The sequence below is a fragment of the Gramella sp. MT6 genome (genome assembly GCF_019357415.1).
Classification (GTDB): domain Bacteria; phylum Bacteroidota; class Bacteroidia; order Flavobacteriales; family Flavobacteriaceae; genus Christiangramia.
On sequence record NZ_CP048410.1, the window covers coordinates 2517861 to 2541375 of the forward strand.

Below are 23515 nucleotides of genomic sequence, written 5' to 3' on the forward strand. Positions count from 1 at the left end.
TTTAATATTTCGCTGGTTCCTCTCCTGGAAGGCTATTCTGGATGAATTCCCTAAGGTCATCATTCGCCTTTTTAAGGTCTTCATTTCTTAAATACATCATATGGCCGCTTCGGTAACCTTTAAAACTTAAGCGGTCTTTCATCTTTCCACTTGGATCTAATTGCCACATAGAATATTTCGCATTGAAGTAAGTGGTTGCACCATCAAAATATCCTGACTGGATCAAAACGTCGAGATTTTTATTCTGTGCCATAGCCTGTCTCAAGTTCTCACCAGTATTATTTCCGCTTCTATCCCATGGATGAACCGGCCCAAACATATTATATTTCAAATCTGTTTTAAAATCCAGTTCTTCTCTCAAATAGTAGTTGATAGCAGGAGTGAAAGAATGCAACCAAGAAGTAAGTTCTACGTTATAATCTGGATTATCCCCGGCCTCTTTAGCGTCAATCCCTCTATACCTGGAGTCAAGTCGCCCTACTGTAAATCCTCCCTCTTCACGAAGCAGGTCTTTCCAGAAATACCTGAAAGGCACTTCTAAATTATTCTGAAGAATCACCTTTTTATCGATCCCGGAATAATAAGCCATTTTTTCTGCTACCTGTTGTTTTCTAGAATCTTCGATGAATCCGCCTTTTACCAGAACAGGAAGTAATTCGTTTATCGCATAATCTTCTACTTCAGGAAGTAATTCATCAAGATCCTTTTGTTGCAGCTCCTGTGGTAATGCTTTATGGTACCAGGCAGCCGCCGCAAAATACGGTAACCTGTTCGCGATTTCTACAGGACCTTCACGATCTAATCCTATTTCTGTTGGAGAGACTAAAATCACTCCATTAAGGTACATCCACTGACTGTTCTGAAGTTCAAGTGCCAAACCTGAAACCCTGGTTGTTCCGTAACTTTCACCGATCAAATACTTTGGCGACAACCATCTGTTTTTACGGGTTACGAAAGTATTTAGCCATTCTGCCAGATATTGAATATCTGCATTCACCCCGAAGAACTTTTCTCTGTTAATCTTACCTTCTTCATTTGGGATCGCTCTGGAATACCCAGTATTTACAGGATTTACAAAAACAATATCGGCCACATCAAGAATAGAATGCGGGTTGTCTTTAATTCCGTAAGGCTGGATCGGGAAACCTTCATCATCTATCTTTAATACACGTGGTCCCGTATAGGCGATATGCATCCAAACTGAAGCAGATCCGGGTCCTCCATTAAAAGAAATAACCAATGGCCGGTTTTCGGTATTTTTGACTCCACTACGCTTATAATATGTGTAGAATAAACTGGCAATAGGTTCCCTGTCTTCGTTCCACAAAGGCATAAAACCCGTTTCAGCAGTATAATCTATAGATTTACCATTGATAGTTGCTGAATGTTGGGTCGTTACCGTAGTATCTAATGGAATCTCAATATTTTGAGCATGGTTTAGTAAAGGAATTAATCCTAAGATCAATAAAAGTGAAAATTTTCGCATTATTATAATTTAAATCTGAAGGTTAAAAACTAATCTTTATTATTAAGGTTTTCATCTCTGAAAATGATGACATAACTAAGTACGATAGCTCCCGCTGCTGCTAATAAAAAGAAGAGCATGGCAAGACCAGGGTAGCCGAATATGGTAAAGTCTGAAGGTACCTGCATTAACATAGAGGCACCAATGATCATCGCAGCGATGATCAATCCTAAGGTAATTCGGTTAGCCACTTTTTGAAATCCATCGGTAACCCTCTTTTCATCGATCGCATCAATTTTGATCTTGAATTCATTATTGGCCAGATTTTCAGAAATTGCATTCATTCTTTCCGGCATCTTTTCCAGGAAATGCTTCGATTCAATTAAAGTACTGAAGAAATTTTCTGGCTTTAATTCGCTTATCATTTTCTTGCGCATGATCTCATGCACATTTCTCTGTATGGCAGCCCTTAGATCGAAATCTGGATCCAGCATGGCCACGATCTGGTCAAGATTCAGTAAAATTTTTCCCAGAATATTGATCTCTACCGGTAACTTTATATGTGTAGTAAGAGCTAATCTATTTAGCTGAATTAAAATTCTACCGGTTTGGAGGTCTTTCGCCATGCTATTCTCACTTTCCATGATCACATCGCTCACGGTCTTCGTAAATTGTTTCTTCTGAGAGTCTTCACTTAGTTCGCTCATTTTTAAAAGAGTATGAGCAGTTTTCTCACCGTTACTCTGGCTAATTGCGAGAAGTAGTTCTATTAAATTTTCCTGAAGCTGGGGCGCGAATCTTGCAACCATGCCCAGATCTATCAATGCGATCTGATTATTTTCTGTGAACTTAATATTCCCGGGATGAGGATCTGCATGAGCAAAACCATCATTTATTATCTGCTGAAGGTAGGCTTCTACCAGGTCTTCAACCAGGCCTGAAAAGTCATTCTCCATTTGTCGCAAGGGAGAAAGAGAAGTGATCTTTTTCCCGCTAACGAACTCCATTGTTAAAACCCTTGTAGAGCTATAATCATCTACTGGTGCTGGAATAATGAGGTTGTCAAATTGTTGAAGATTCCGCTTTAATGTTTTTAAATTTTGAGCTTCTTTTTTATAATCCAGTTCATTGATCAAAATCCGTCTCAACTCGGCAAATACTTCATCTATAGCGTAGGTCTTTGCCGTTTCCAGATGTTTTACAGCGAGGGCAGTTAATTCATCAAGGGTATCGAGATCGTCCATGAACTGTTTAGCGATTCCAGGTCTTTGAACCTTTACCGCAACAGGTTTTCCAGAATGAAGTTCTGCTCTGTGTACCTGGCCAATGGATGCGCTGGCCAAAGGTTTTTCATCAAAGGAATTAAATGCCTTTGAGATCTTAGTGCCCAGTTCCTCTTCAATGATCCCTTTTACCTCTTCAAATGGAACAGGAGAAACATTATCCTGCAAGTTGGAAAGTGAGTTCAGGTATTCATCTGGTAAAAGGTCTGGCCTTGTAGATAGTAACTGGCCTAGTTTAATATAGGTGGGCCCCATCTGTTTTAGATCTTCCACCAGTTCTTCTGGTGACTGATCGAACTTATGTTCTTTATCTTCCTCTGAAAGTTCTCCATTCATTGCCACTGAGCTGGTTTGGCGAAAAAGATCGCTGTTCCAGTATTTCAGCATAAAACGTATGAACTTATAATAATTTCGGATTCTCTCTGGCGTATTGCTCATTAATCACGATAAATGGTTAGGTGCCTAAATTTAAAAAATAAAGCGAGATTAGAAGGAAAGCAGTTTATTTAAATGATTAATATTATTTGGGTGGCCAAACAAATATAACAGGTCACCTTGTTTAATAACCGTCTCGGGGGATATCTCAGTGAGGTATCTCCGATCCCTGTGGATTGCAAGGAGAGTGACCCTGTAATTCTTACCAATACCAGACTCTTCAATGGTTTTTCCTACTATCTGATGATTATCTCTTTGAACTTTTAGAGTCACGATCTCTTTATTCGGAATATTCAAATGCTGAAGGGCAGGGGAGTGCGGACTCTTTTTCATTGAGGTCAGCATTTCGTAATCTGATGAACGAATCTGGTTAATGAATTCCTGAATCTCATCAAATGGAACCAAATATTTCTTCAATACTCTGGTAAATATCTCAATAGAGGTTTCGAATTCTTCAGGCACCACTTCATCTGCACCTAATCTAATCGCATCCTCAATTTCTTTGACATATTTGGTTCTTACGATGATAGTCGCTGTCTGGGTGAACTGCCTGATACTGGTTAGCATTTTCCTGGTAGCTTCAGGATCTGATATGGCAATTACGATCACCCTGGCTTCCTGAACATGAGCATGTTTTAGAATAGTAGTCTGGGTGGCATCTCCAAAAATGATGGGTTCATTATTCTTTTTGGCCTTCTCAAAACTCTCAGGACTTGTATCTATCAGTACATAGGGTATTTCGGCTTTTCTCGCGGCCTTGGAAATATTGGACCCGTTTACTCCATAGCCTATAACTATAAGGTGGTCGTGGAGACTTTCTTCTGAAAATTCTTCCTCGGCCTTGGTACTTTTTTTAATGTTTTCAAGTCTTTTCCGAACACCGGCTGGAATCGGTGCTTTGAGTAAAGCGTATGTTATCCTTGGGGCAGATGTGATTAGGAACGGTGTGATCCCCATCGTGATAATAGAAATGGCCAGAAAGTATTGATAAATATTTTCCGGAATCAGGCCGTTTTCCTTTCCTACTCCTGAAAGCAAAAGGGAAAATTCCCCTACCTGGAAAAGACTGAATAAGGCCAGAAACACTGTTCTGGCAGGATATTTTAAAATAAGAACTGTTGCAGCAACCACGAGCATTTTTAACAGGATTACTCCGAGAACCAATAATAAGATATTCAATAGATTTTCTATGAAAAATTCAAGGTTCAAAAGAGTTCCTACAGATATGAAGAAAAAGCTGATAAAGATCTCACGGAACGGCAGAACATTAGCAGTTGCCTGATGACTATAATCTGATTCAGAAATAATCAGTCCGGCGAAAAAGGCTCCTAAAGCAAGGGAGAGGCCAACTGTCGAGGTAAGCCAGGCGACGCCAAAACAGAACACTACAACGGTTAAAATGAATAATTCCTGATTCTTTGTTTTTACGACCCATCCAAAGATCTTTGGTGCAACATATCGTGCCAGGATGTAAACAAGCACCAGCACCAACAATATCTTTATAGCCATAATGGCTATGGTAGAAAGTATGTTAGGCGTTTCACCAGCCAGCAGTGGCGTGAAAAGCATCATAGGTACTACGATAATATCCTGGAAAATCAGGATTCCCAGACCAATTCTGCCATGAGGGGTTGACATTTCGCCTCTTTCCTGTAATAATTTGAGAACTATGGCCGTACTACTAAGGCTGAATAGGAAACCTAAAAAAATAGAGGTATTTAGTGACAGGCCTAAAACTGATGAAATTCCAACCGTGATTAGGATGGTTCCTCCAACCTGTAAACCTCCTCCCAGGAAAATAATTTTTTTAATCGATGCCAGGCCTTTCAGCGAGAGTTCGATCCCAATAACGAAAAGAAGAAAAATGATCCCGATTTCTGAGAGTAATTCTACTTCATGTTGTGAACTTATCAGATTGAATGCATGAGGTCCCGCAATTATTCCGGCGAGAAGAAACCCTAGGATGGCCGGTAACTTTAATCGGTTAAATACCAGGATTATAACAATAGATAAACCTAAAATAATAACAATATCCTGGAGGATCGGGATTTCCATAAATGAGTTGGTTAATTTTGAAAAATAAAGATAATAAGTTAAGTATACTTAAGCATAAAAGATAATATAAAAAAAGCGGCAGGATTTCCTGCCGCTTTTAAATTAGAATTAATGTTTATTATCCCTTTAACCAGGCATTGCGGAGTTCTATCTGGTCTCCGTCTGCATTTTGCATTTCTACATAACTCTTGTCTTTAGCTTTTGGAGTTGATATCTTGCCTTCCAACTTCATTTCTTCTCCATCTCTCATGATCGTCATCGTGATGTCGCTCCCTTCGCTCCAGCTTTGACTTTCCATGATAAGATCATATACATTCTTGATGGTGTATTCAGTACCATTTACGGTTTTCAAAGTATCTCCACCCTGAATTCCAAGATCTGTCAGGAAAGTATTTAATTCAATGTTATTTCTAAACACGATTTCCATGGTTTGCTGGTTTGCCGTAATGTAAGGTGTTTGGCCATTGATGAAATATCCAACTTCGGTCATTATCTCTTTTTCTACCAGTCCAGCCTTTTCAAAGAATTCATTATAAGGAATAGGAGTTTCCCCGCTTACATAAGTATCAAAGAACTCCTGGATCTCAGGATAAGTAAGCTCGACAATAACAGGGATAAGATCCTCATCATTGAATGGTTTGTCCTTACCATATCTCTCGTTCAGCTTTTTCATAAGGTCAAGAATGCCCATTTTACCGCCGCTTAATTCTCTTAAACGAATATCGAGAGCCATTCCGATTAATGCACCTTTTTGATAAACATTGTAGTAGCTGTCTTTATATTCATCTTCAAGAATATTCTTACTCATTACAGTAAACGGCACCGTATCATCAAACCTTCTCGAGGTAGTGATCTTTTCAACCATTCTATTATAAAACTCCTGGTTGCTAATAAGACCTTGATTCACCTGAAATAGATTTGCGAAATATTCAGTCACGCCTTCATACATCCATAAATGCTGAGACATTTTAGGGTCGTTATAATCGAAATAATGAACTTCATTAGAATGTATTCCTAAAGGGGTAATTATATGGAAGAATTCGTGCGAAACTATATCGGTCATACTTTCATCCAGGGCCTTAGGTTCCATAGATTCAGGCATTACTACCACAGTGGAGGTGTGGTGTTCCAATGCGCCAAAATTACCAGCGTTACCTTCACCCGGAGAGTCTGATAGATAAACCAGGATAGCATACTTATTTGTGCTATTAATATCACCAAGGAATCTCTTTTGAGCGCGGATCATTTTCTCCATTCCAGGTTTTAAACTTTGAGCTGAATGTTTATTATTAGGAGAATAAACACTTAAAAGAACCTCCATATCCTGAACCATGAAACTCGTAGTATCTGGAGAAGAATACATAATAGGATTGTCGATAACTTCAAAATACCTGTCCAGGTTGAAAATATCAGTTTTAGTGTTGTTTTCTCCTGTAGTTGTATTATCTACAGTTAAGGAAGATGCGGGTATGAGGTCTGCGGGACGCATAATTTCAAGACGAAATTCTTTCTCCTTCATTTTATCGAAGTAACCAACAAAGCCGTGAAGATTCAAAAGAAAATTCTCATCTTTAAGAATGTTTGTTCCTGCCATAGAATAAACTCCGCCTTCATTTTCCCAATCAAAAGAATCATTCACCTGATACATTACTTTGTCCAGGTCTTTAGCCTTAGGAATGCTATAACTATTATCATCAAGTTTCGTAAAGGCTAATTCATTTCCTTTATAGTCCAGGGCTTTAAATCCTTCAGAGAATTTCCCGTAGTTGTCTTCAGAATAAGTTCCGGGAACTGTTTTAGGGATATAAAAGGTGGTGCTGTCTACAGTAAATCTGTCCGGGTCTACAGTTACCCAAACTTTATCATCCTGTACATCTACAAGGTTGATATTAGCTACAATGGGTTGTTCCGGTTGGGATTGAGGTACATTTTGGGTTTTGCAGGCAAACAAAAGTGACGCTGCCGTTACTCCCATTATTATTTTTTTCATATAAAACATGTCTTTGAAGTATAAGACACTATAATATGAAAAATGTTACAAACAAAAAGGCGCCATGCGGCGCCTTTTCTAAATTTTATAATCCAGGTAATTATACCCTTACATGTCCTTCACCAAGAACATAATATTTATTTGTCACTAATTGTTTCAATCCTAGTGGCCCTCTATGGTGAAGTTTATCTGTTGAGATCGCAAGCTCTGCACCAACTCCCATTTGTCCACCATCGGTAAATCTAGTGGAAGCATTATGATAAACAGCTGCACTGTCTACTTGCTCCATAAAAGTGACCGCTTCTTCTTTATCTTTAGTAATAATAGAAGCAGAGTGACCTCCAGAATACTGATTAATCTTTTCAATTGCGGCATCCAGACCATCAATCGCTCCAATCACGATCTTCATGGCAAGAAATTCCTCATACCAGGTATCTTCAGAAGGCACTTTCTCCTGGTCACTAAGTACTTTGGAAACTTCTTCATCTACCAGGATATTCACTTTGTTGTCTCTGAAAAGTTCTTCAAGTTCTTTCAACTTAGATTCATAGCCTTCAATATTCTTATCTACAAGAACTTTATCAAGGGCATTACATCCAGAAATCTTATCGATCTTAGCATTAAGCATCACTTTTTTAGCGACTTCAAAGTCTGCATTTTTCGATACATATAGGAAGTTATTTCCTCTACCACTCACTAGTACTGCACCCGTGGAATGTTCTTTTACAAATGCAATTAGTCTTTCACCACCTCGTGGTACGATAAGGTCTAATTGTTCTGGTGGGTTTTTCAGGAAATCCTGAGTTTCAGTTCTGTTAAGGTGAAGCAATTTGATCCATTCTTTACCCAAACCATTTTCTTCAAGAGCTTCATGCCAGCATTCCTCAAGAATCTTATTACTATTGATGGCTTCTTTACCACCTTTTAGATAGATCTTGTTGTTAGCTTTAAAAGCCAGAACCGCAGCCTCGATGGTAACATCGGGTCTGGATTCGTAAATGATCATTATATTTCCGAAAGGTGCTGTTTTATTGGTAATGTCAAGACCTGTGTCTAATTTTCTATGTTCGATCACCTGTCCAACAGGATCATCCTGCTCCATTACCTCTTTTACAGACTGGATCATTCCATCCACTTTCTTTTCATCAACGATCAATCGGTCATACATTGCCTGATCGTCTTTACTGAAAGCTTCCAGGTCCTTTTTGTTAGCTTCAATAATTTCTTTACGTCTTCTATCCAGGATATTCATCATGGATTTAAGTACGTTATTTTTAGTTTCAGATTTTATCAACTTCATTTCTTCGTTTCTTTTAGTTTAGTTAATCTAATTTTTTTATGATGTAAACTTGGTTCCAACTGGTTTACCAGCCATAATATCTAGGATCACGTCCTCACGCTTTCCGTTAGCTATATATGTTGTGATATTTTTTGCGGCGGTTCCTTTGGCAATCTTAATTTTAGACTCCATACCTCCGCGGCCTTCACCTTCACCTTTATCAGATTCCTGAACATATTTTTCTACATCTTCATCGATCTGAACTTTGTTTAATTTTTCTGAATCGTCATGTTCCGGATGACCGGTATACAATCCGTCAGTATCACTTAATATAATAAGTTTTTCAGCTCCAATCAGTTCAGCAACCAGACTTGCCAGTTCATCATTATCAGAGAACATAGACATGGTTACAGAAACCGCATCATCTTCGTTCGCAATTGGAATGATACCTTCAGATAGAAGAGATTCATAGCAATTGATCATATTTTCCCTATGAATACCAGGGCTAAAGTCTCTTTTGGTAGCTAAGACCTGTGCACATCTCATTCCATAATCATGGAATATGCTATAGTAATGTCGCATCATTCTTGGTTGTCCTACCGAGGAATAAACCTGTCTACGTTTACTGTCGTCCTCAATTTTTATTTCTCCAAGAATTTCTTTCCCGGCGATAGCCGAACCTGAGGAAACTAGTACTACTAGTATATCTTCTTCATATAAGGTAGCGATTTGTCTTACCAGACTTTTTAATACAGGTCCTAAAATTCTATTGTCTTTATTGGTCATTACGTTTGTTCCGACCTTTACAACAATTCTTCTCTTATTATCCATTTTTAGAGTGTTTATCTAACTTTTGAATATTATTATTTTTCTTCTCCTAGTTCTACGGCGCGATCAAAAGCTGCATAAGCTGCATCTTTGATCAATTCCTTTACGTTATTATCATCCATTGAATCTAAGGCTGCTCTGGTAGTTCCACCTTTAGAAGCTACACGATCCATCCAGGTATCTGGAGAAAGATCATTTTGATTGAAAAGCTCAACGGCACCTTCAAAGGTCTGGCTTACCAGCACTTTGGAATCATTTTTTGAGAATCCCATTTTCTGGGCTGCTTCCAACATGGAATTCATAAAATAGAATACATATGCTGGTCCACTTCCTGAAATACCTGTAGAGGCATCTATAAAGTTCTCATTTTCTACGTGTATCGATTCCCCAGTAGTATCCAGTAAATTGCGTACCATTAATAATTCAACTCTGGATACTTCCTTAGATTCTGTATAAGAAGTAACTCCTTTTCCAACCTGGGCCGGTAAATTTGGCATAGATCTAACAACTTTCTTTACGCCAAGTCCTTCCTGGATTTTGCTAATGGTTACTCCAGCCATGAGGGATACAAAGATTTGATCCTCATTGACCATTGGTTTCATTTCTTCAAAAAGTTCATCACAGTGGTAGGGTTTTACAGCTACGAATACCATATCTGCTTTGGGCAGGCAATCTTCAAGAGATTCAAATACATCGAAGTGGTCTAGATCGCGTAATCTCGCGATCACATCTGCAGACTTATCGAAAACCATAAGGTTCCTTCTGTTAAGCATTGCAGATTGTGCCATTCCTTCGGCGTAAGTTAATCCCATGTTTCCTGCTCCAATAACTAATGTCTTCATTTTTGTTTTTTTGGTTCAATTTTCATTGGCTTTCTGCCAAATGGTTGCGCCCTATATTGGACAAAGACCATGCGACAAAGCCAATAATATTAGTTAGCATTTATTTTGAAGCGATAATTTACCCTGATTTTGGCGAAGCTTGCATTAAGAAAAACATAAAATCCTATAAAATATCCTAAACAGACAGTCATTTTAACTTCTAAATGTTCAGTTTATAGAATTGATTTATATGAAATTACAGGCTTTGAGTATCCAGATTTGCGGATATGATAATTGAAATAAAAAGGATTGAACTGCAATTTTAACCTGATTCTTAAAAAAATGTTATTTATAATTTAAGTTTCTTAAGAAATCGAAATATTTGCAGAAATGGCAACAATCTGTAATTCTGTCAGGTCTTTTTAATAGGAATTATCTTATTCCAGGAACGAGATATTAAATTCTGGCATGAAAATTTCAGCAAAAGTAGCCCGATAACCGGGAATCACTTAGAAATACAGGCTTTTGATGCAATAATTGTTTGAAATGTATCATTTGCTTCAAGAAAAATATTTTATAATTACAGATTGTGAATAATCTATTCGATTATTCAAGTAAAAACCTACTACTCAGATTAATGAAAAGTACTAAAGAGAGTTCTACAGCTGAGTCTGTAAAAGAAAATAATGTTGAACAGACCCGTATAGTTGCGGTTGGTGCAAGTGCCGGTGGCCTGGAAGCCTTAAAAGCTTTTTTTAAGAATATTCCTGCCGGTGATAAGAATGCCTATGTTGTTATTCAACATTTATCGCCCGATTATAAAAGTATGATGGGGGAACTTCTTAAAAAGAATACAAATCTTCCTATAGTTCAGATAATAGATAAAATGGAGATCAAACCGGGTCATGTCTATTTAATTCCACCGGCGAATAATCTGATCCTGGATGGTAATGCCCTGAAACTTGTTGATAAACCAAATAACCAGACCCTGAACCTTCCTATAGATATGTTCTTTGAATCTATGGCGAAACAACGCAAGGAAAAAAGTATTGGTATTGTTTTGAGTGGAACTGGAAGTGATGGTACCAGAGGTGTAAGAGCCATAAAGGAAAATGACGGAATGGTAATGGTACAGGATCCTGCCGAATCTAAATTCGATGGGATGCCGAAAAGCGCCATAAATACTGGCCTTGTAGATTATATTCTTCCGGTAGAGGAAATGGGCCCCGAATTAAAGGAATTTATTTCTGCACCACCAATTTTTCATTTTGAAGATGGTGATGTTAAGTATGACGAAAAGGAATTAAATAAGATCCTTAATTACATTGATGAGAAAGCAGGCCTCGATTTTAGAGAATATAAATATGCAACGCTTGCTAGAAGAGTAGCCAGAAGGGTTAATATCTGTAAATGTAAGAATTTAAAGGAGTATTACGAATACTTGCAATCTGAAGAAGAAGAAGTTGAGATCCTGTACAGGGAATTCCTCATTGGTGTGACCAAATTCTTCCGCGACGATAAAGTTTGGGAAATCCTTAAAAGAGATGTTTTTCCAAAGCTTATTGAAGAAAAAAATGATGGTGAAACTCTTAAATTATGGGATGTAGGTTGTAGTACAGGGGAAGAGGCATACTCTTTTGCCATGTGCCTGCACGAGGAAATGGATAAGCAGGGGAAAGATCTTGAGATAAAGATCTTTGCTACAGATATTTCTCAGCCTCACCTGGATATTGGGAGCAAGGGAATTTATCCTGAAAGTATTGTTGCAGATGTCTCCAAAGATCTTCTGCTGAAATATTTCCTCAGTAAACCGAATGGTTACCAGGTTTCTGAAAAGATTAGAAGGACTGTAATTTTTTCCAGGCATAATATCATTAAGAATCCACCATTCAGTAATATGGATATTGTGGTTTGTAGAAATCTTTTGATCTATTTTCAAAATAGTATTCAAAAGAAGGCCATGAATATGTTGCACTATGCACTTAAAAAGGATGGAGTTCTTGTTCTTGGAACCAGTGAAAGTGTACATAGTCACAAAGAAAATTTTGCTGAAATAGACCGTAGGTGGAAGATCTACAAAAACATTAAGCCAAGTACAAGAATAAAGAATGGTATTAGTCATGCTAATGCAACCGGGGGAGTGAATGCTTCTTTACTTGAGAATAAAACAGAGCGAGATAGGAAGAGATTCAGGAACCAGGCCAGTAATCCTATAAGGCAGAAACTGCAAACCGAACTTAACGAAACCATTCTGGAACAATTTGGTGGAGCTTCGGTGTTCGTAGATTCAGATTATAATATTCTCCAGGCAGTAGGTGAATTCCGCAAATATGCCAATTTACCTTTAACCGGTTTTTCTATAAACCTTCTGGATATGCTAGACAGCGATCTTAAATATGTCGTACAGTCTACATTCAATAAAGCGCATAAGCAGAAGGAAAGGGTTGTGTACCGTGATGCGGTAATAAAACAGAAAAGCGGGGATATTGGAGCCGATATCGTGATTAAACCATTCACAGATCATTCTCTTGAAGGTGAGACCAATTACGTTATTACTTTTATAGAGAAGGAGCTCAACTTTGATAAGGTAGAAGAAGTTCAGAAGATAAGCCCTACCAATCAAACAAAAGAATATGTAGCCAGCCTTGAAAATGAATTAAAAAGCACCAAGGAAGACCTGCAAACTTCGCTTGAAGAGATAGAAACGAGTAATGAAGAATTGCAGGCAGCAAATGAAGAGCTGCTGGCCTCTAACGAAGAACTGCAAAGTACCAATGAGGAACTGCAGAGTGTAAATGAAGAAATAAATACCGTTAACGCTGAGAATATTCAGAAGATGGATGATCTGGCTGCTTTAAACGCAGACATGAACAACCTTTTGAAAAGTACCGATATCGGGGTTATTTTCCTTGATTCAGATTTTAAGATCAGGAAGTTTACACCGGCGATCAAAAAGCATTTCAGTCTTATTAATGGTGATATAGGAAGACCTATAGATAACTTTACCAACAGTTTTGGCCTAACCAGAAAGCAAAGTTTCCTGGATAGATGTCAGAAAGTTTTGAATAATGGTAAAACACTAGAAAAACACATAGTTTCTAGAGAAGGAAAGAACTATCTGCAAAGGATTAGTCCTTATATGGATTCTAACAATGAGGTAGATGGAGTAGTAATTTCATTTATCGATATTGAGACCATTCAGAAATCCAAAGAGAAACTGATTGCCAGTGAACAGAGATTTAAATCCTTTTATGAGGATGATCCAGTGCTGCACGTAAGTGTGGATCCTAAGACCTCTAAAATTGTACAGTGTAATAAGAAAGCTGTTCAGAAGCTAGGTTATGATACTAAGGATGACCTAATTGGTAAAGCTATCCATGAACTTTTCGATAAGGATTCGCAGTTAACCGCGATGAAACTCAAAACGAGCATTAAGAAATCTGGAGAGTTGATAAATCTCGAGCAGAACATGGTTACCAATAAAGGAAGGATTCTACCTGTAATTCTTAATGCTACTGCAGAGAAAGACGAAAATGACAATTTAATTACTATAAGATATACCTGTGTAGACATTTCTGCCCTTAAGAAAGCTCAGGAGCAATTAAAGGAGCAGAAAAGTGACCTCGAAAGAGCAAATAGAGATCTGGAGCAATTCGTTTCCATCTGTTCTCATGACCTTCAGGAGCCGTTGGCTACTATCAAGTTTGGTAGTGACGTTCTGGGGAAAATGTACGCCAGCAAGCTGGATGAAAAAGGGGAGAACTATATTAAGTATATCAAAAATGCTTCAGACAGACTTTCAGCGCAAATTCGCGCATTACTGGAGCATTCAAGGATAGGGAAGAATGGCGAAAAGACATTGGTAGATACCAAAGAAATTGTTGAGGTTGTAAAATATGACCTTGGTAAGAGTATTAGGGATGCCAATGCCAAAATTCACACGGGCGCCCTTCCAAAGTTGAGGGGTTATGAAGTAGAGCTCAGGCTGTTGTTTCAAAACCTTATTAGTAATGCCATAAAATATGTCCCGAATGACCGTGATCCCGAGATAAGAATTTCGTCTTATAAGGAAAATGATTACTGGGTATTCTCCATTATGGATAACGGGTTGGGAATTTCTAAAGAAGATCAAAGAAACATTTTTACAATATTCAATCGTGTGCCTGGAAATGAAGATATGGAAGGAACCGGCGTAGGCCTGGCGCATGTTGAGAAGATCGTGCTTTTACATGAAGGTACCATTTGGGTGGATTCGCAGGAAGGTGTGGGAAGTACTTTCTATTTTAAATTAAAAGCATAAGATTAGAATGCCTGAAAATATTCAGTATCCTGAAAAAGTAGATCTCTCAAGTTGCGAAAAAGAACCTATACATATTATTGCAGCGACCCAATCCCATGGGGTTCTTGTTTCCTGTAATAAATCTAACGGTACGATCACCCAGGTGGGTGAGAACTGTAAAGATATTTTCGGAATCTCTGCGGAAGAACTTTTAGGAAATGATCTGAGCGTTCTACTAGAAGCAGAATTATCCAGTGAACTGAGGGAAACGGTAGTGGGTCATGGGGTTTTTGAAGTAAAGGAAACCACCATCAATAATAAGGATTTCGTGGTTATTCCTCATATTTCAGGAGAAAACCTGATCCTTGATATTGAGCCTGTAAACGCAAAAAAGAACAGTTACGATTTTCAGAAGGATCTATCCAGCCTTTTAAATACTTTAAGCGCATCAGAATCTCCCGCTGAACTTTGTGAAGACGCTGCAAAGATCACGAAATCTATTTTTGGTTATGATCGTGTCATGATCTATAAGTTTGATGAAGAATGGAACGGGAAGGTGATCGCTGAGGAGAAGAATGAAGATATGGAAAGCTGGCTGGGATTGCACTATCCTGCCAGTGATATACCCAAACAAGCCCGGGAATTATTTCTTAAAAACAGGGTTCGTATTATTACAGATGTAAATTATTCACCGGTAAAGATAATCCCTACGCTTTCTCCAATAGATGGAAATCCCCTGGATCTTAGTAATTCGAAATTAAGAGCGGTCTCACCAATTCATATTGAATATTTACAAAATATGAAGGTAGGAGCATCCCTTACCGCTGCTCTTATAAGCAATGGTAAGTTATGGGGCTTATTGGCCTGCCACCATTATGATTCAAAATATATAAATTATTATCAGCGGCAGACGTGTGAATTTTTGATTCAGATATTTTCTAATGAACTGTCTTTAAAGAATTCAAATAGTTTTGTAAGTAATATTGAAAAGCTTGATGATCTAAGGGTTAAACTGATCAATCAGGTAAATCAAAAAGACAGTATTAAAAAGGGATTAAGTAATTTTCCTGTTAAGGTCACCGATCTTTTTCCCTGTTCTGGCGCCGCAATTGTTCTGAATGGAAAGATTAAGCTTGTAGGAAATACCCCAGAAAAAACTCAGATAAAAAAGCTTATCGGGAATTTTCTGGCCAGAAAAAATGATAGTCTCTTTTTCACCAGGAATCTTCTACAGTATTATCCGGAAGCAAAGAATTTCAAGGAGACAGGATCAGGTATCCTGAGTGTAAGGTTAGGCCAGGGAGATCGTGATTTTTTAATCTGGTTCAGGCCAGAAGTTGTTCAGACCGTCGATTGGGGTGGTAATCCTGAAAATAAAGCAACCTATGATGAGGAAAAAGAACGTCTTACTCCAAGGAAATCTTTCGAAAAATGGACTCAGGAGTTAACAGGTGTTTCCGATACCTGGAAGGATTTTGAAATAAGCGGAGCCAGGAAGTTAAGCGAAAGTATTAGTTATGTTATTCTGGAAAACCAGAAGAAAGAAATCGATAAATTAAATGAACAATTAATAGATGCTCATAACGAACTGGAACTATTCAGCCAGGGATTATCTCACGATCTAAAAGCACCGCTAAGGGGAATCGATGGTTATGCACATATTCTAAAAGAAGATCATTACGCAGATCTGCAAAAAGAAGGTCAAATAGCCGTGGATACTATTTTAGGATCGGTGGAAGAGATGCAGGATCTAATTGATAATATTCTTGATTTTGCAGGGGTATCCAACAACGATATTAGCAAGACCACTAATTCAGCCAATAATATGATCCAGGATATTTTTGTTTCCTTCAATGTGAAGTCAAATTATCCCAATACTAAAATTGAGGTTGAGGAAAGAATGCCCAAAATTGTGGGCGATAAAAGGATGTTAGGGCAGGTATGGGCCAATCTTATTACTAATGCTCTTAAATATAGCGAAAGATCCAGCAATCCCCAGATTGAAATAGGAACCACGATCCTGGATAGAAAAACGGTTTATTACGTTAAAGACAACGGAGTAGGCTTTGATCCAAAATATAGTGAAGAGATCTTTGATCTTTTTTCCAGGTTTTCCGGAGATAATTTCAAAGGAACAGGAGTCGGACTTGCCATTGTCAAAAAGATCATTGAAAAGCATGATGGGAAAATATGGGCAGAAAGTGAGCTGGGAAAAGGAACAACCTTTTACTTTTATGTTTAACAATTCAAAATTGTCAGTTAAACAGCTTTGTGATATTTTCGTGTACTTTTTATACCCAGTGTAATAATGATTAATACCTCTCTCAGAATATTATTGGTAGAAGACCTTGAGACTGATGCCGCCTTGATTCAAAGACAAATAAAAAAAATTGTCAAAACTCCAGAGATCGAAGTGACAGATAATCTTGAGGAATGCCAGGAACTTCTGGTAAATTTCGCTCCAGATGTGGTTCTTTCAGATTATAATCTGCCTACCTGTACTGGATTGGAGGTAATGGAACTGGTGAAAGATTACGATGAGAATATTGCATTCATCTTTATAACCGGTACCATCAATGATGAAGAACTTGCCGCAAATACGATATTGAATGGAGCCTCCGGTTACATTCTCAAAAAGCACATGAACAATCTTGCAGAGAAATTAGAACCGCTTTTTAAAAAGGTGGTGATCAATATGGTAGCAAGAGATGAGTTAAGAGATCGAATTAGGGATAATAAGATCACCGTAAACCAGATCTATGATTATCTGGATAAGATCAATGAGGATAATTTGGAGCATAGGGAGAATGTTGAAAAGATTAGGAATGCGATAAATCAGTTTAGGATCGATGATGAAGATGTTGAATAGGTTACGGGAGGAAACTGCAGAATTACACCGGGAGCTGGAGAAAGATAATCTGGCCAATAAAATAATGGATCAATCCATAAGCCTGAATGAATACAGAGCCCTGCTTTTTCAGAATTTTGTTGCTTATGAATGTGCGGAAGCAGAGATAATTAAATTCTTACCGGAATATTCGAGCGATAAAACCCAAAGGTTAAAACAGGATCTTCAGGGAATTGGAGTTGAAAGTTTTGATTGTCCCATGGACTTTTCTTGTAATTCTGAAGCTGAGGCTATTGGTGCAGCTTACGTGATTGAAGGTTCAGCTATGGGGGGAATGCTTATTGGCAAGGAACTTAAAAAATGTGATTTTTCTAATGAAATTCCTGAACAGCAATTCTTTAACGGTAAACGTGATAGTATAAAAGGCTGGAATGAATATTTGAAATTTTTAAGATCGCGTGAATTTTCTGAATCAGAAATAGACCTGGCTGTAAATAAGGCAATGCAAACCTTCCTGCTTTTTGGTGAAGCATTTAAATTAGACTACACAAACTGCTAATATTTTTATATTTCTTTAGAGATCATTTGGTCTTCTAATTATACTATCTGGCTAAAGGAACCTTCTCCTTTAAGAAAGCTTATTTTTTATCCGGTTTTTTTTATTTAGGTTTAGAATCCTAAATCCAGATAGATGTATCATATTTTTCGCAGCCTTGTTTTTTGCCTATTAATTTTTTCTACTTCTTTTCAACTAAGCGCCCAGGGAGGAAGGATCCCGGTTCCGGCTGAAAACGGGATGGTGGTGAGCAGTCATTACCTGGCTTCGCAGGCGGGTAATGATATATTGATGCAAGGAGGTTCTGCTGTTGATGCTTCGGTTGCTACAGCATTTGTACTGGCAGTAACTTTGCCTTCTGCCGGAAATATTGGTGGCGGCGGTTTCCTGGTTCATTACGGCAATGAGAAGGCCACTACTTTTAATTTCAGGGAGAAAGCTCCACTGGCTGCAACAAGGGAAATGTATCTGGATGAGAACGGTAAGGTGAAGGATAATTCAAATCATGAAGGAATTCTTTCTGTGGGAGTTCCCGGCACGGTCGCTGGACTTTACGCAGCTCACGAAAAATTTGGAAAACTGGAATGGTCAAAACTTATTCAACCGGCAATAGATATAGCTGAAAATGGTTTTGTGGTTAGTTCACCTCTCGCCAGGTTTTCTAACTGGGTATTAAATAATAAAACCGACTATCCATCTACCGCTAAAGTTTTTCTTAAAGACCCGAATACAGCTCTGAAGCCCGGTGATACTCTAGTTCAAAAAGATCTATCGGAAACACTTAAACGAATTAGGGACAAGGGACCAAAAGGTTTTTATAAGGGCAAGACTGCTTCATTAATCGCAGATTTTATGAAGAAGAACGATGGAATTATTACGAAGAAGGATCTTTCGCGCTATGAAGCGGCAGAATTGGAACCTATAAGAGGGAATTATCGAGGTTATGGTATTATAGGTATGCCACCACCAAGTTCTGGCGGGGTCGCAGTCGTGGAAATGCTAAATATACTGGAAGGTTATGATCTGCTAAATGAAGGTCATAATTCTGCTGCCAGCTTACATTTGATTACCGAAGCTATGAGAAGGGCTTTTGCAGACAGGGCCTTATTCCTGGGAGACCCTAAGTTCAATGACCAAATGCCTCTGGAAAAATTGACCTCAAAAGAATATGCGGAAGATTTAAGAAATTCGATCAGGAAAAATTTAGCCTCTGTAAGCGATTCTACAAATTTTAATAAAGGTCATCTTATTTACGAAAGCCCGGAAACCACACATCTTTCCGTTATAGATAGTGATGGAAATGCGGTATCACTTACGTATACCTTAGAGCAATCCTATGGTTCTAAAATCGTAGTGGATGGAGCAGGTTTTCTGTTGAATAATGAAATGGGTGATTTCAATGCTATTCCAGGTTATACAGATTCCAAAGGAAGAATTGGTACTAAACCTAACCAGATCGAGCCTGAAAAACAAATGCTTTCGAGTATGAGCCCGACCATAGTTACTAAAAATGGAAAACCTTTTATTATTATTGGTTCACCGGGAGGTAGAACAATAATAAATACAGTTTTGCAGGTGATTCTGAACGTAATAGATTATCAGCTTGATATTGCAAAGGCCATTGAATCTCCAAGGTTACATCATCAATGGTTGCCAGATGTGACTTATTTCGAAGATTGGGGTTTTTCACCCGATACTAAAAGGATCTATGAAGAGATGGGGCATGAAACAAAGACCAGAAATTCACAAGGTCAGGCTATGGGAATTTATATAGATCCTGAAACCGGATTACTGGAAGGAGCGGCAGATTCGAGAAGCTATGATGGGAAAGCTGTGGGGTATTGATAAAATTTTTTATCGCGAAAACTTCCGATTATTGGTAGGTTCAGCTTATTAAATTTAAAATTGATAAGAATCAAAGATCAAAAGTTGTTCTTGGGATAACTTCACCGGCTTCCATATTCTCAAGAGTTTCACGGCCAATTCGCACCCTTACCAGTCGTAGAGTAGGAAAGCCCACCGCCGCGGTCATTTTTTTAACCTGCCGGAATTTACCTTCGGTCAAAGTAACACTGATCCAGCTTGTAGGTCCATGGCGCTCATCTCTAATTTTTTTGGCCCGTTCGGGGAAGACTGGTCTTTCTTTCAGAATCTCGGCCTTACATTCTTTAGTTTGGTAGGCTTTTCCATAGATACTTATTTCAACCCCGGTTTTAATCTGGGAAATCGCTTCCTCGGTGATCTTGCCATCAACCTGAACATAGTATTCTTTTTCGCTATTTCCGGCAGTTATCTTAGTGCTCAGTTTTCCATTCGTTGTCAATAATAGCAGTCCTTCGGAATCCTTGTCCAACCTTCCTATAGACATAGTCTCTTCAGGAAAATCATATAACTCACCTAATAACTTAAATTTTCCGGCAGACTTCTGGTTAGTAATGAATTGGCTTAGGTAGCCATAGGGCTTGTAAATTTTAAAATGTTTGTGAAATTCTTGTTGCATTAGGATCAATATAGATATTTACCTTAAAGTTTATAATAAATTTAAAGGTTGTTTTCAAGTAATCTGATTAAGTTACAGTGAAGATTAAATAAAACATATAATTATGAATATTGCAATCATTTATTACAGCGCTACAGGTACAAACCATAAAATGGCAGAATGGGCCACTGAAGCTGCTAAATCTGAAGGAACAAACGATGTAAGATTAAGGAGAATAAAAGAAACTGCTCCAAAAGAAGCTATAGAGTCAAATGATGACTGGAAAAAGCATCATCAGGCAACTCAGGATATAGAAGTAGCTGAATTAGGAGATTTAGAATGGGCTGATGCTATAATTTTTAGTATTCCCACGAGATATGGAAATTTGCCATCACAGGTGCAGGCTTTTTTCGATACTACCGGTGGTCTCTGGAGCCAGGGGAAATTGGTAAACAAAGTAGTTTCAGGGATGACCAGTGCACAAAATCCACATGGTGGACAAGAAACCACCTTGCTTTCTCTCTATAAAAGCATGTATCACTGGGGCGCTATAGTGGCTGCACCGGGATATACATCAGAGGAACTTTTTAAAACTGGTGGAAATCCATATGGATTCAGTACAGATGGAGGAGTGGAGAATCTTGATGAAAAGTCAAAAACATCTATTGCACACCAGGTGAAACGTGCAATCAATATTGCTGAATGTATAAAGAAAGGAATGAGCTAAGAGCTTTTGGCTTAATGTATAAAATGAAAAATGCCCTGAAATCTCAGGGCATTTTTATTATAAATTTCTAAGTCTATTCTTTTTTGTCTTCAGGAACTGGAAAACCTCTATCCCGCATAAGAGCATCAATTTCGGCATCTCGACCTCTAAACTTCTTATAGGCTTCAGCCGGATCCATGGCATTTCTAGGTGCAAATAGATATTTAACCAGTTTGTTGGCTACTTCCTTATCATAAAACCCGCCTGGTGCTTCAGCAAAAGCTTCTGCCGCATCTGAGGTTAAAACATCTGCCCATAAATAACCGTAATATCCAGTAGCATATCCTTCACCTGAAAAAACATGTCCAAAATGAGGGGTACGGTGACGCATTACTATCTCTTCCGGCATATTCAACTCCTTCAAAGTTTCTCTTTCAAAAGTATCTGGATCTATTTTATCTGGATCTGTAGTATGATATTTCATATCCATGATTGCAGACGCAAGAAATTCAGTTGTTGCAAATCCTTGATTAAATGTAGAAGCTTTCTGGATCTTTTTCACAAGCTCTTCAGGAATCACTTCATTGGTTTCATGATGCCTTAAAAACTGATTGATCACTTTATCTGTTGAGAGCCATCTTTCCAATAACTGAGACTGAAATTCGGTATAATCTCTAACCCCACTATTTAGGGTAGGATATTTTATATCTGCAGACAGGAAATGCAGGGCATGACCAAATTCATGGAAAAATGTCTCAGCATCATCCCACGAAACCAGAACTGGTTCTCCTGGCGCAGGTTCAATAAAATTAGAGTTATTCGAAGCGAGTACAGGCTTTTCTCCCATCAGTTCATTATAACTACGATAGGTGGTTGCCCATGCACCAGATCTTTTTCCCTGGCGCGCATATGGGTCAAGATACCATAGACCAATGATATCCCCCGAATCTTTGTCTGTCACTTCCCATACCTTAACGTCTTCATGGAATACAGGAACAGTTCCTTCTTCCACGGGAGTGAATTCAAAATTGAATAACTCTCCGGCAGTAAAGAACAATGCCTGGGTTAGATTTCCTAGTTCCAGATATTGTTTCACTTCTTCACTGTCCAGGTCATATTTTTTCTTTCTAACTTTTTCAGCATAAAAGCGATAGTCCCAAGGCTTTATGGTAATATCCTCACCTTCAGTATTTGCAATTTCCTGCATATCCTGAACCTCTTCCTCAACCCGGGCAAGGGCTGCCGGCCAGACTTTCATCATAAGGTCCATGGCATTTTCAGGATTTTTTGCCATCCTGTTCTGTAATCTCCATTCAGCATAATTATCATACCCTAAAAGCTCAACTCTTTCATCACGAAGCTTCAGGATCTTTTTAACTATTTCGTTATTATCATATTCATCATTATTATCACCGCGGGAATAGTAATTTTTCCAAACCTTTTCGCGCAATTCCCTTTCTGTAGAATAAGTAAGGAATGGGTCCATTGAGGACCGCGTATTGGTCACTGCATATTTGCCTTTTTCCCCTCGCTCTTCAGCAGCCTGGGCGGCAGACTTGATATAAGATTCAGGAAGACCATCTAGTTGATCTTCGCTAAGATAGATGACATAATTTTCTTCATCTGCCAGTACGTTATTTGAGAACTTCGTGTATAAACCTGATAGCTCTTTATTTATTTCAGCATATCGTTGCTTATCCTCTTTGTTCAGCTCAGCTCCCTGCATGGCAAAATCTTCATAGATAAGATCAATTACTCTTTGTTCTGCAGCATCGAGAGGGTCCTTTTGTGACTTATCATAGATGGTTTTTATACGTTTGAAAAGTTCCTCGTTCTGACTTATCTTGGAAGAAAATTCAGAGATCTCAGGTGCAAGTTCTCTCTGAACCTCTCTAAATTCAGGACTTGAAATATTACTACTGAATATTCCATAATAAGTAAAAGCCCGGTCAAGTTCTTCCCCGGCTTTTTCTAAAGGGATAATGGTATTCTCAAAAGTAGGTTCTTCTGGATTTGCTGTGATCTTTTCAATTTCTGAAAGATGCATTTCCATACCTTTTCGAATGGCAGGCTTTACAAGGTCAACTTTCATTTCATCGAAGGCCGGAACTCCCTGATAGGGCCCCGTCCATTCAGCTAGCAAAGGATTATTCATAGATTTTTGTTCATTTTCCTGGCCATTACAATAGCCAATAATAGAGACAAGAGCAAAAACACTCAAGCCTTTTTTTATGTGTAATTTCATTATAAATTTGATTTGTAAACAGGCCTGAATATACGAACAATTAGTGTTTTTTTGGAGTCAAGGGAAGTAGAATCTATAGGATTGTAGTTTATAAACAAACCAATAATTACCGAAAAGCGAAAATCCGGTTTTTTATTATTTGGCTAATTCAGGAAAGGACAGAATTTGAACTGAATATGGAAATTGAAAAGATGTGTTTTCATTGTCACCGGGCTGCTTGTTTTGAATATTTGAATGATAAATGAT

The 23515-nt window shown here is 38.2% G+C and carries 15 protein-coding genes; 6 read left to right on the top strand and 9 right to left on the bottom strand.

Features of this window, described 5'->3' with window-relative positions:
• Position 1: 1 nt before the first annotated feature.
• The 7 genes from G3I01_RS11285 to proC form a co-directional block, all read right to left on the bottom strand.
• Complete coding sequence (locus G3I01_RS11285) at positions 2 to 1486, bottom strand: carboxypeptidase (RefSeq protein ID WP_219547925.1); 1485 nt, start codon at positions 1484 to 1486, stop codon at positions 2 to 4.
• Positions 1487 to 1515: 29 nt separating this feature from the next.
• Positions 1516 to 3186 carry an AarF/UbiB family protein gene (locus tag G3I01_RS11290; protein ID WP_219547927.1) on the bottom strand — a complete coding sequence of 557 codons (1671 nt, stop codon included), beginning with the start codon at positions 3184 to 3186 and terminating at the stop codon, positions 1516 to 1518.
• Positions 3187 to 3234: 48 nt separating this feature from the next.
• Positions 3235 to 5238, bottom strand: coding sequence for a cation:proton antiporter (locus G3I01_RS11295; protein ID WP_219547929.1), 2004 nt, complete (start codon positions 5236 to 5238; stop codon positions 3235 to 3237).
• 118 nt (positions 5239 to 5356) lie between these two features.
• Positions 5357 to 7228: a peptidase M61 gene (locus tag G3I01_RS11300; protein ID WP_219547931.1), complete on the bottom strand. Its 1872-nt coding sequence runs from the start codon at positions 7226 to 7228 to the stop codon at positions 5357 to 5359.
• 100 nt (positions 7229 to 7328) lie between these two features.
• Positions 7329 to 8528: a glutamate-5-semialdehyde dehydrogenase gene (locus tag G3I01_RS11305; RefSeq protein WP_219547933.1), complete on the bottom strand. Its 1200-nt coding sequence runs from the start codon at positions 8526 to 8528 to the stop codon at positions 7329 to 7331.
• A 36-nt stretch (positions 8529 to 8564) separates the two neighbouring features.
• Positions 8565 to 9338 (bottom strand): glutamate 5-kinase, encoded by a 774-nt coding sequence (proB, locus tag G3I01_RS11310; RefSeq protein WP_219547935.1) that lies wholly within the window; start codon positions 9336 to 9338, stop codon positions 8565 to 8567.
• Between the two features lie 32 nt (positions 9339 to 9370).
• A complete protein-coding gene (gene proC, locus G3I01_RS11315; RefSeq protein ID WP_219547937.1) occupies positions 9371 to 10177 on the bottom strand; it encodes a pyrroline-5-carboxylate reductase in 807 nt (268 codons plus the stop codon).
• Positions 10178 to 10793: 616 nt separating this feature from the next.
• On the opposite strand from proC, the gene G3I01_RS11320 reads away from it, so the two are divergent.
• The 5 genes from G3I01_RS11320 (at position 10794) to ggt (ending at position 19684) form a co-directional block, all read left to right on the top strand.
• Positions 10794 to 14456: a chemotaxis protein CheB gene (locus tag G3I01_RS11320; protein WP_219547939.1), complete on the top strand. Its 3663-nt coding sequence runs from the start codon at positions 10794 to 10796 to the stop codon at positions 14454 to 14456.
• Positions 14457 to 14463: 7 nt separating this feature from the next.
• A complete protein-coding gene (locus G3I01_RS11325) occupies positions 14464 to 16677 on the top strand; it encodes an ATP-binding protein (RefSeq protein WP_219547941.1) in 2214 nt (737 codons plus the stop codon).
• A 66-nt stretch (positions 16678 to 16743) separates the two neighbouring features.
• Complete coding sequence (locus tag G3I01_RS11330) at positions 16744 to 17304, top strand: response regulator (RefSeq protein WP_219547943.1); 561 nt, start codon at positions 16744 to 16746, stop codon at positions 17302 to 17304.
• Positions 17285 to 17842: a biliverdin-producing heme oxygenase gene (locus G3I01_RS11335; RefSeq protein ID WP_257710567.1), complete on the top strand. Its 558-nt coding sequence runs from the start codon at positions 17285 to 17287 to the stop codon at positions 17840 to 17842. The genes G3I01_RS11330 and G3I01_RS11335 overlap by 20 nt, the downstream gene beginning before the upstream one ends.
• A gap of 132 nt (positions 17843 to 17974) precedes the next feature.
• Positions 17975 to 19684 carry a gamma-glutamyltransferase gene (gene ggt, locus G3I01_RS11340; protein WP_219547945.1) on the top strand — a complete coding sequence of 570 codons (1710 nt, stop codon included), beginning with the start codon at positions 17975 to 17977 and terminating at the stop codon, positions 19682 to 19684.
• Positions 19685 to 19754: 70 nt separating this feature from the next.
• Here the strand turns inward: ggt and G3I01_RS11345 are convergent, their stop codons facing one another.
• Complete coding sequence (locus tag G3I01_RS11345) at positions 19755 to 20339, bottom strand: pseudouridine synthase (RefSeq protein ID WP_219547947.1); 585 nt, start codon at positions 20337 to 20339, stop codon at positions 19755 to 19757.
• A gap of 103 nt (positions 20340 to 20442) precedes the next feature.
• Here G3I01_RS11345 and wrbA point away from each other — a divergent pair, with 103 nt between their 5' ends.
• Positions 20443 to 21045 carry an NAD(P)H:quinone oxidoreductase gene (wrbA, locus tag G3I01_RS11350; RefSeq protein ID WP_219547950.1) on the top strand — a complete coding sequence of 201 codons (603 nt, stop codon included), beginning with the start codon at positions 20443 to 20445 and terminating at the stop codon, positions 21043 to 21045.
• A gap of 73 nt (positions 21046 to 21118) precedes the next feature.
• On the opposite strand, the gene G3I01_RS11355 is transcribed toward wrbA, so the two are convergent.
• Positions 21119 to 23269, bottom strand: a complete 2151-nt coding sequence (locus G3I01_RS11355; protein ID WP_219547952.1) for a M3 family metallopeptidase — start codon at positions 23267 to 23269, stop codon at positions 21119 to 21121.
• Positions 23270 to 23515: the final 246 nt, after the last annotated feature.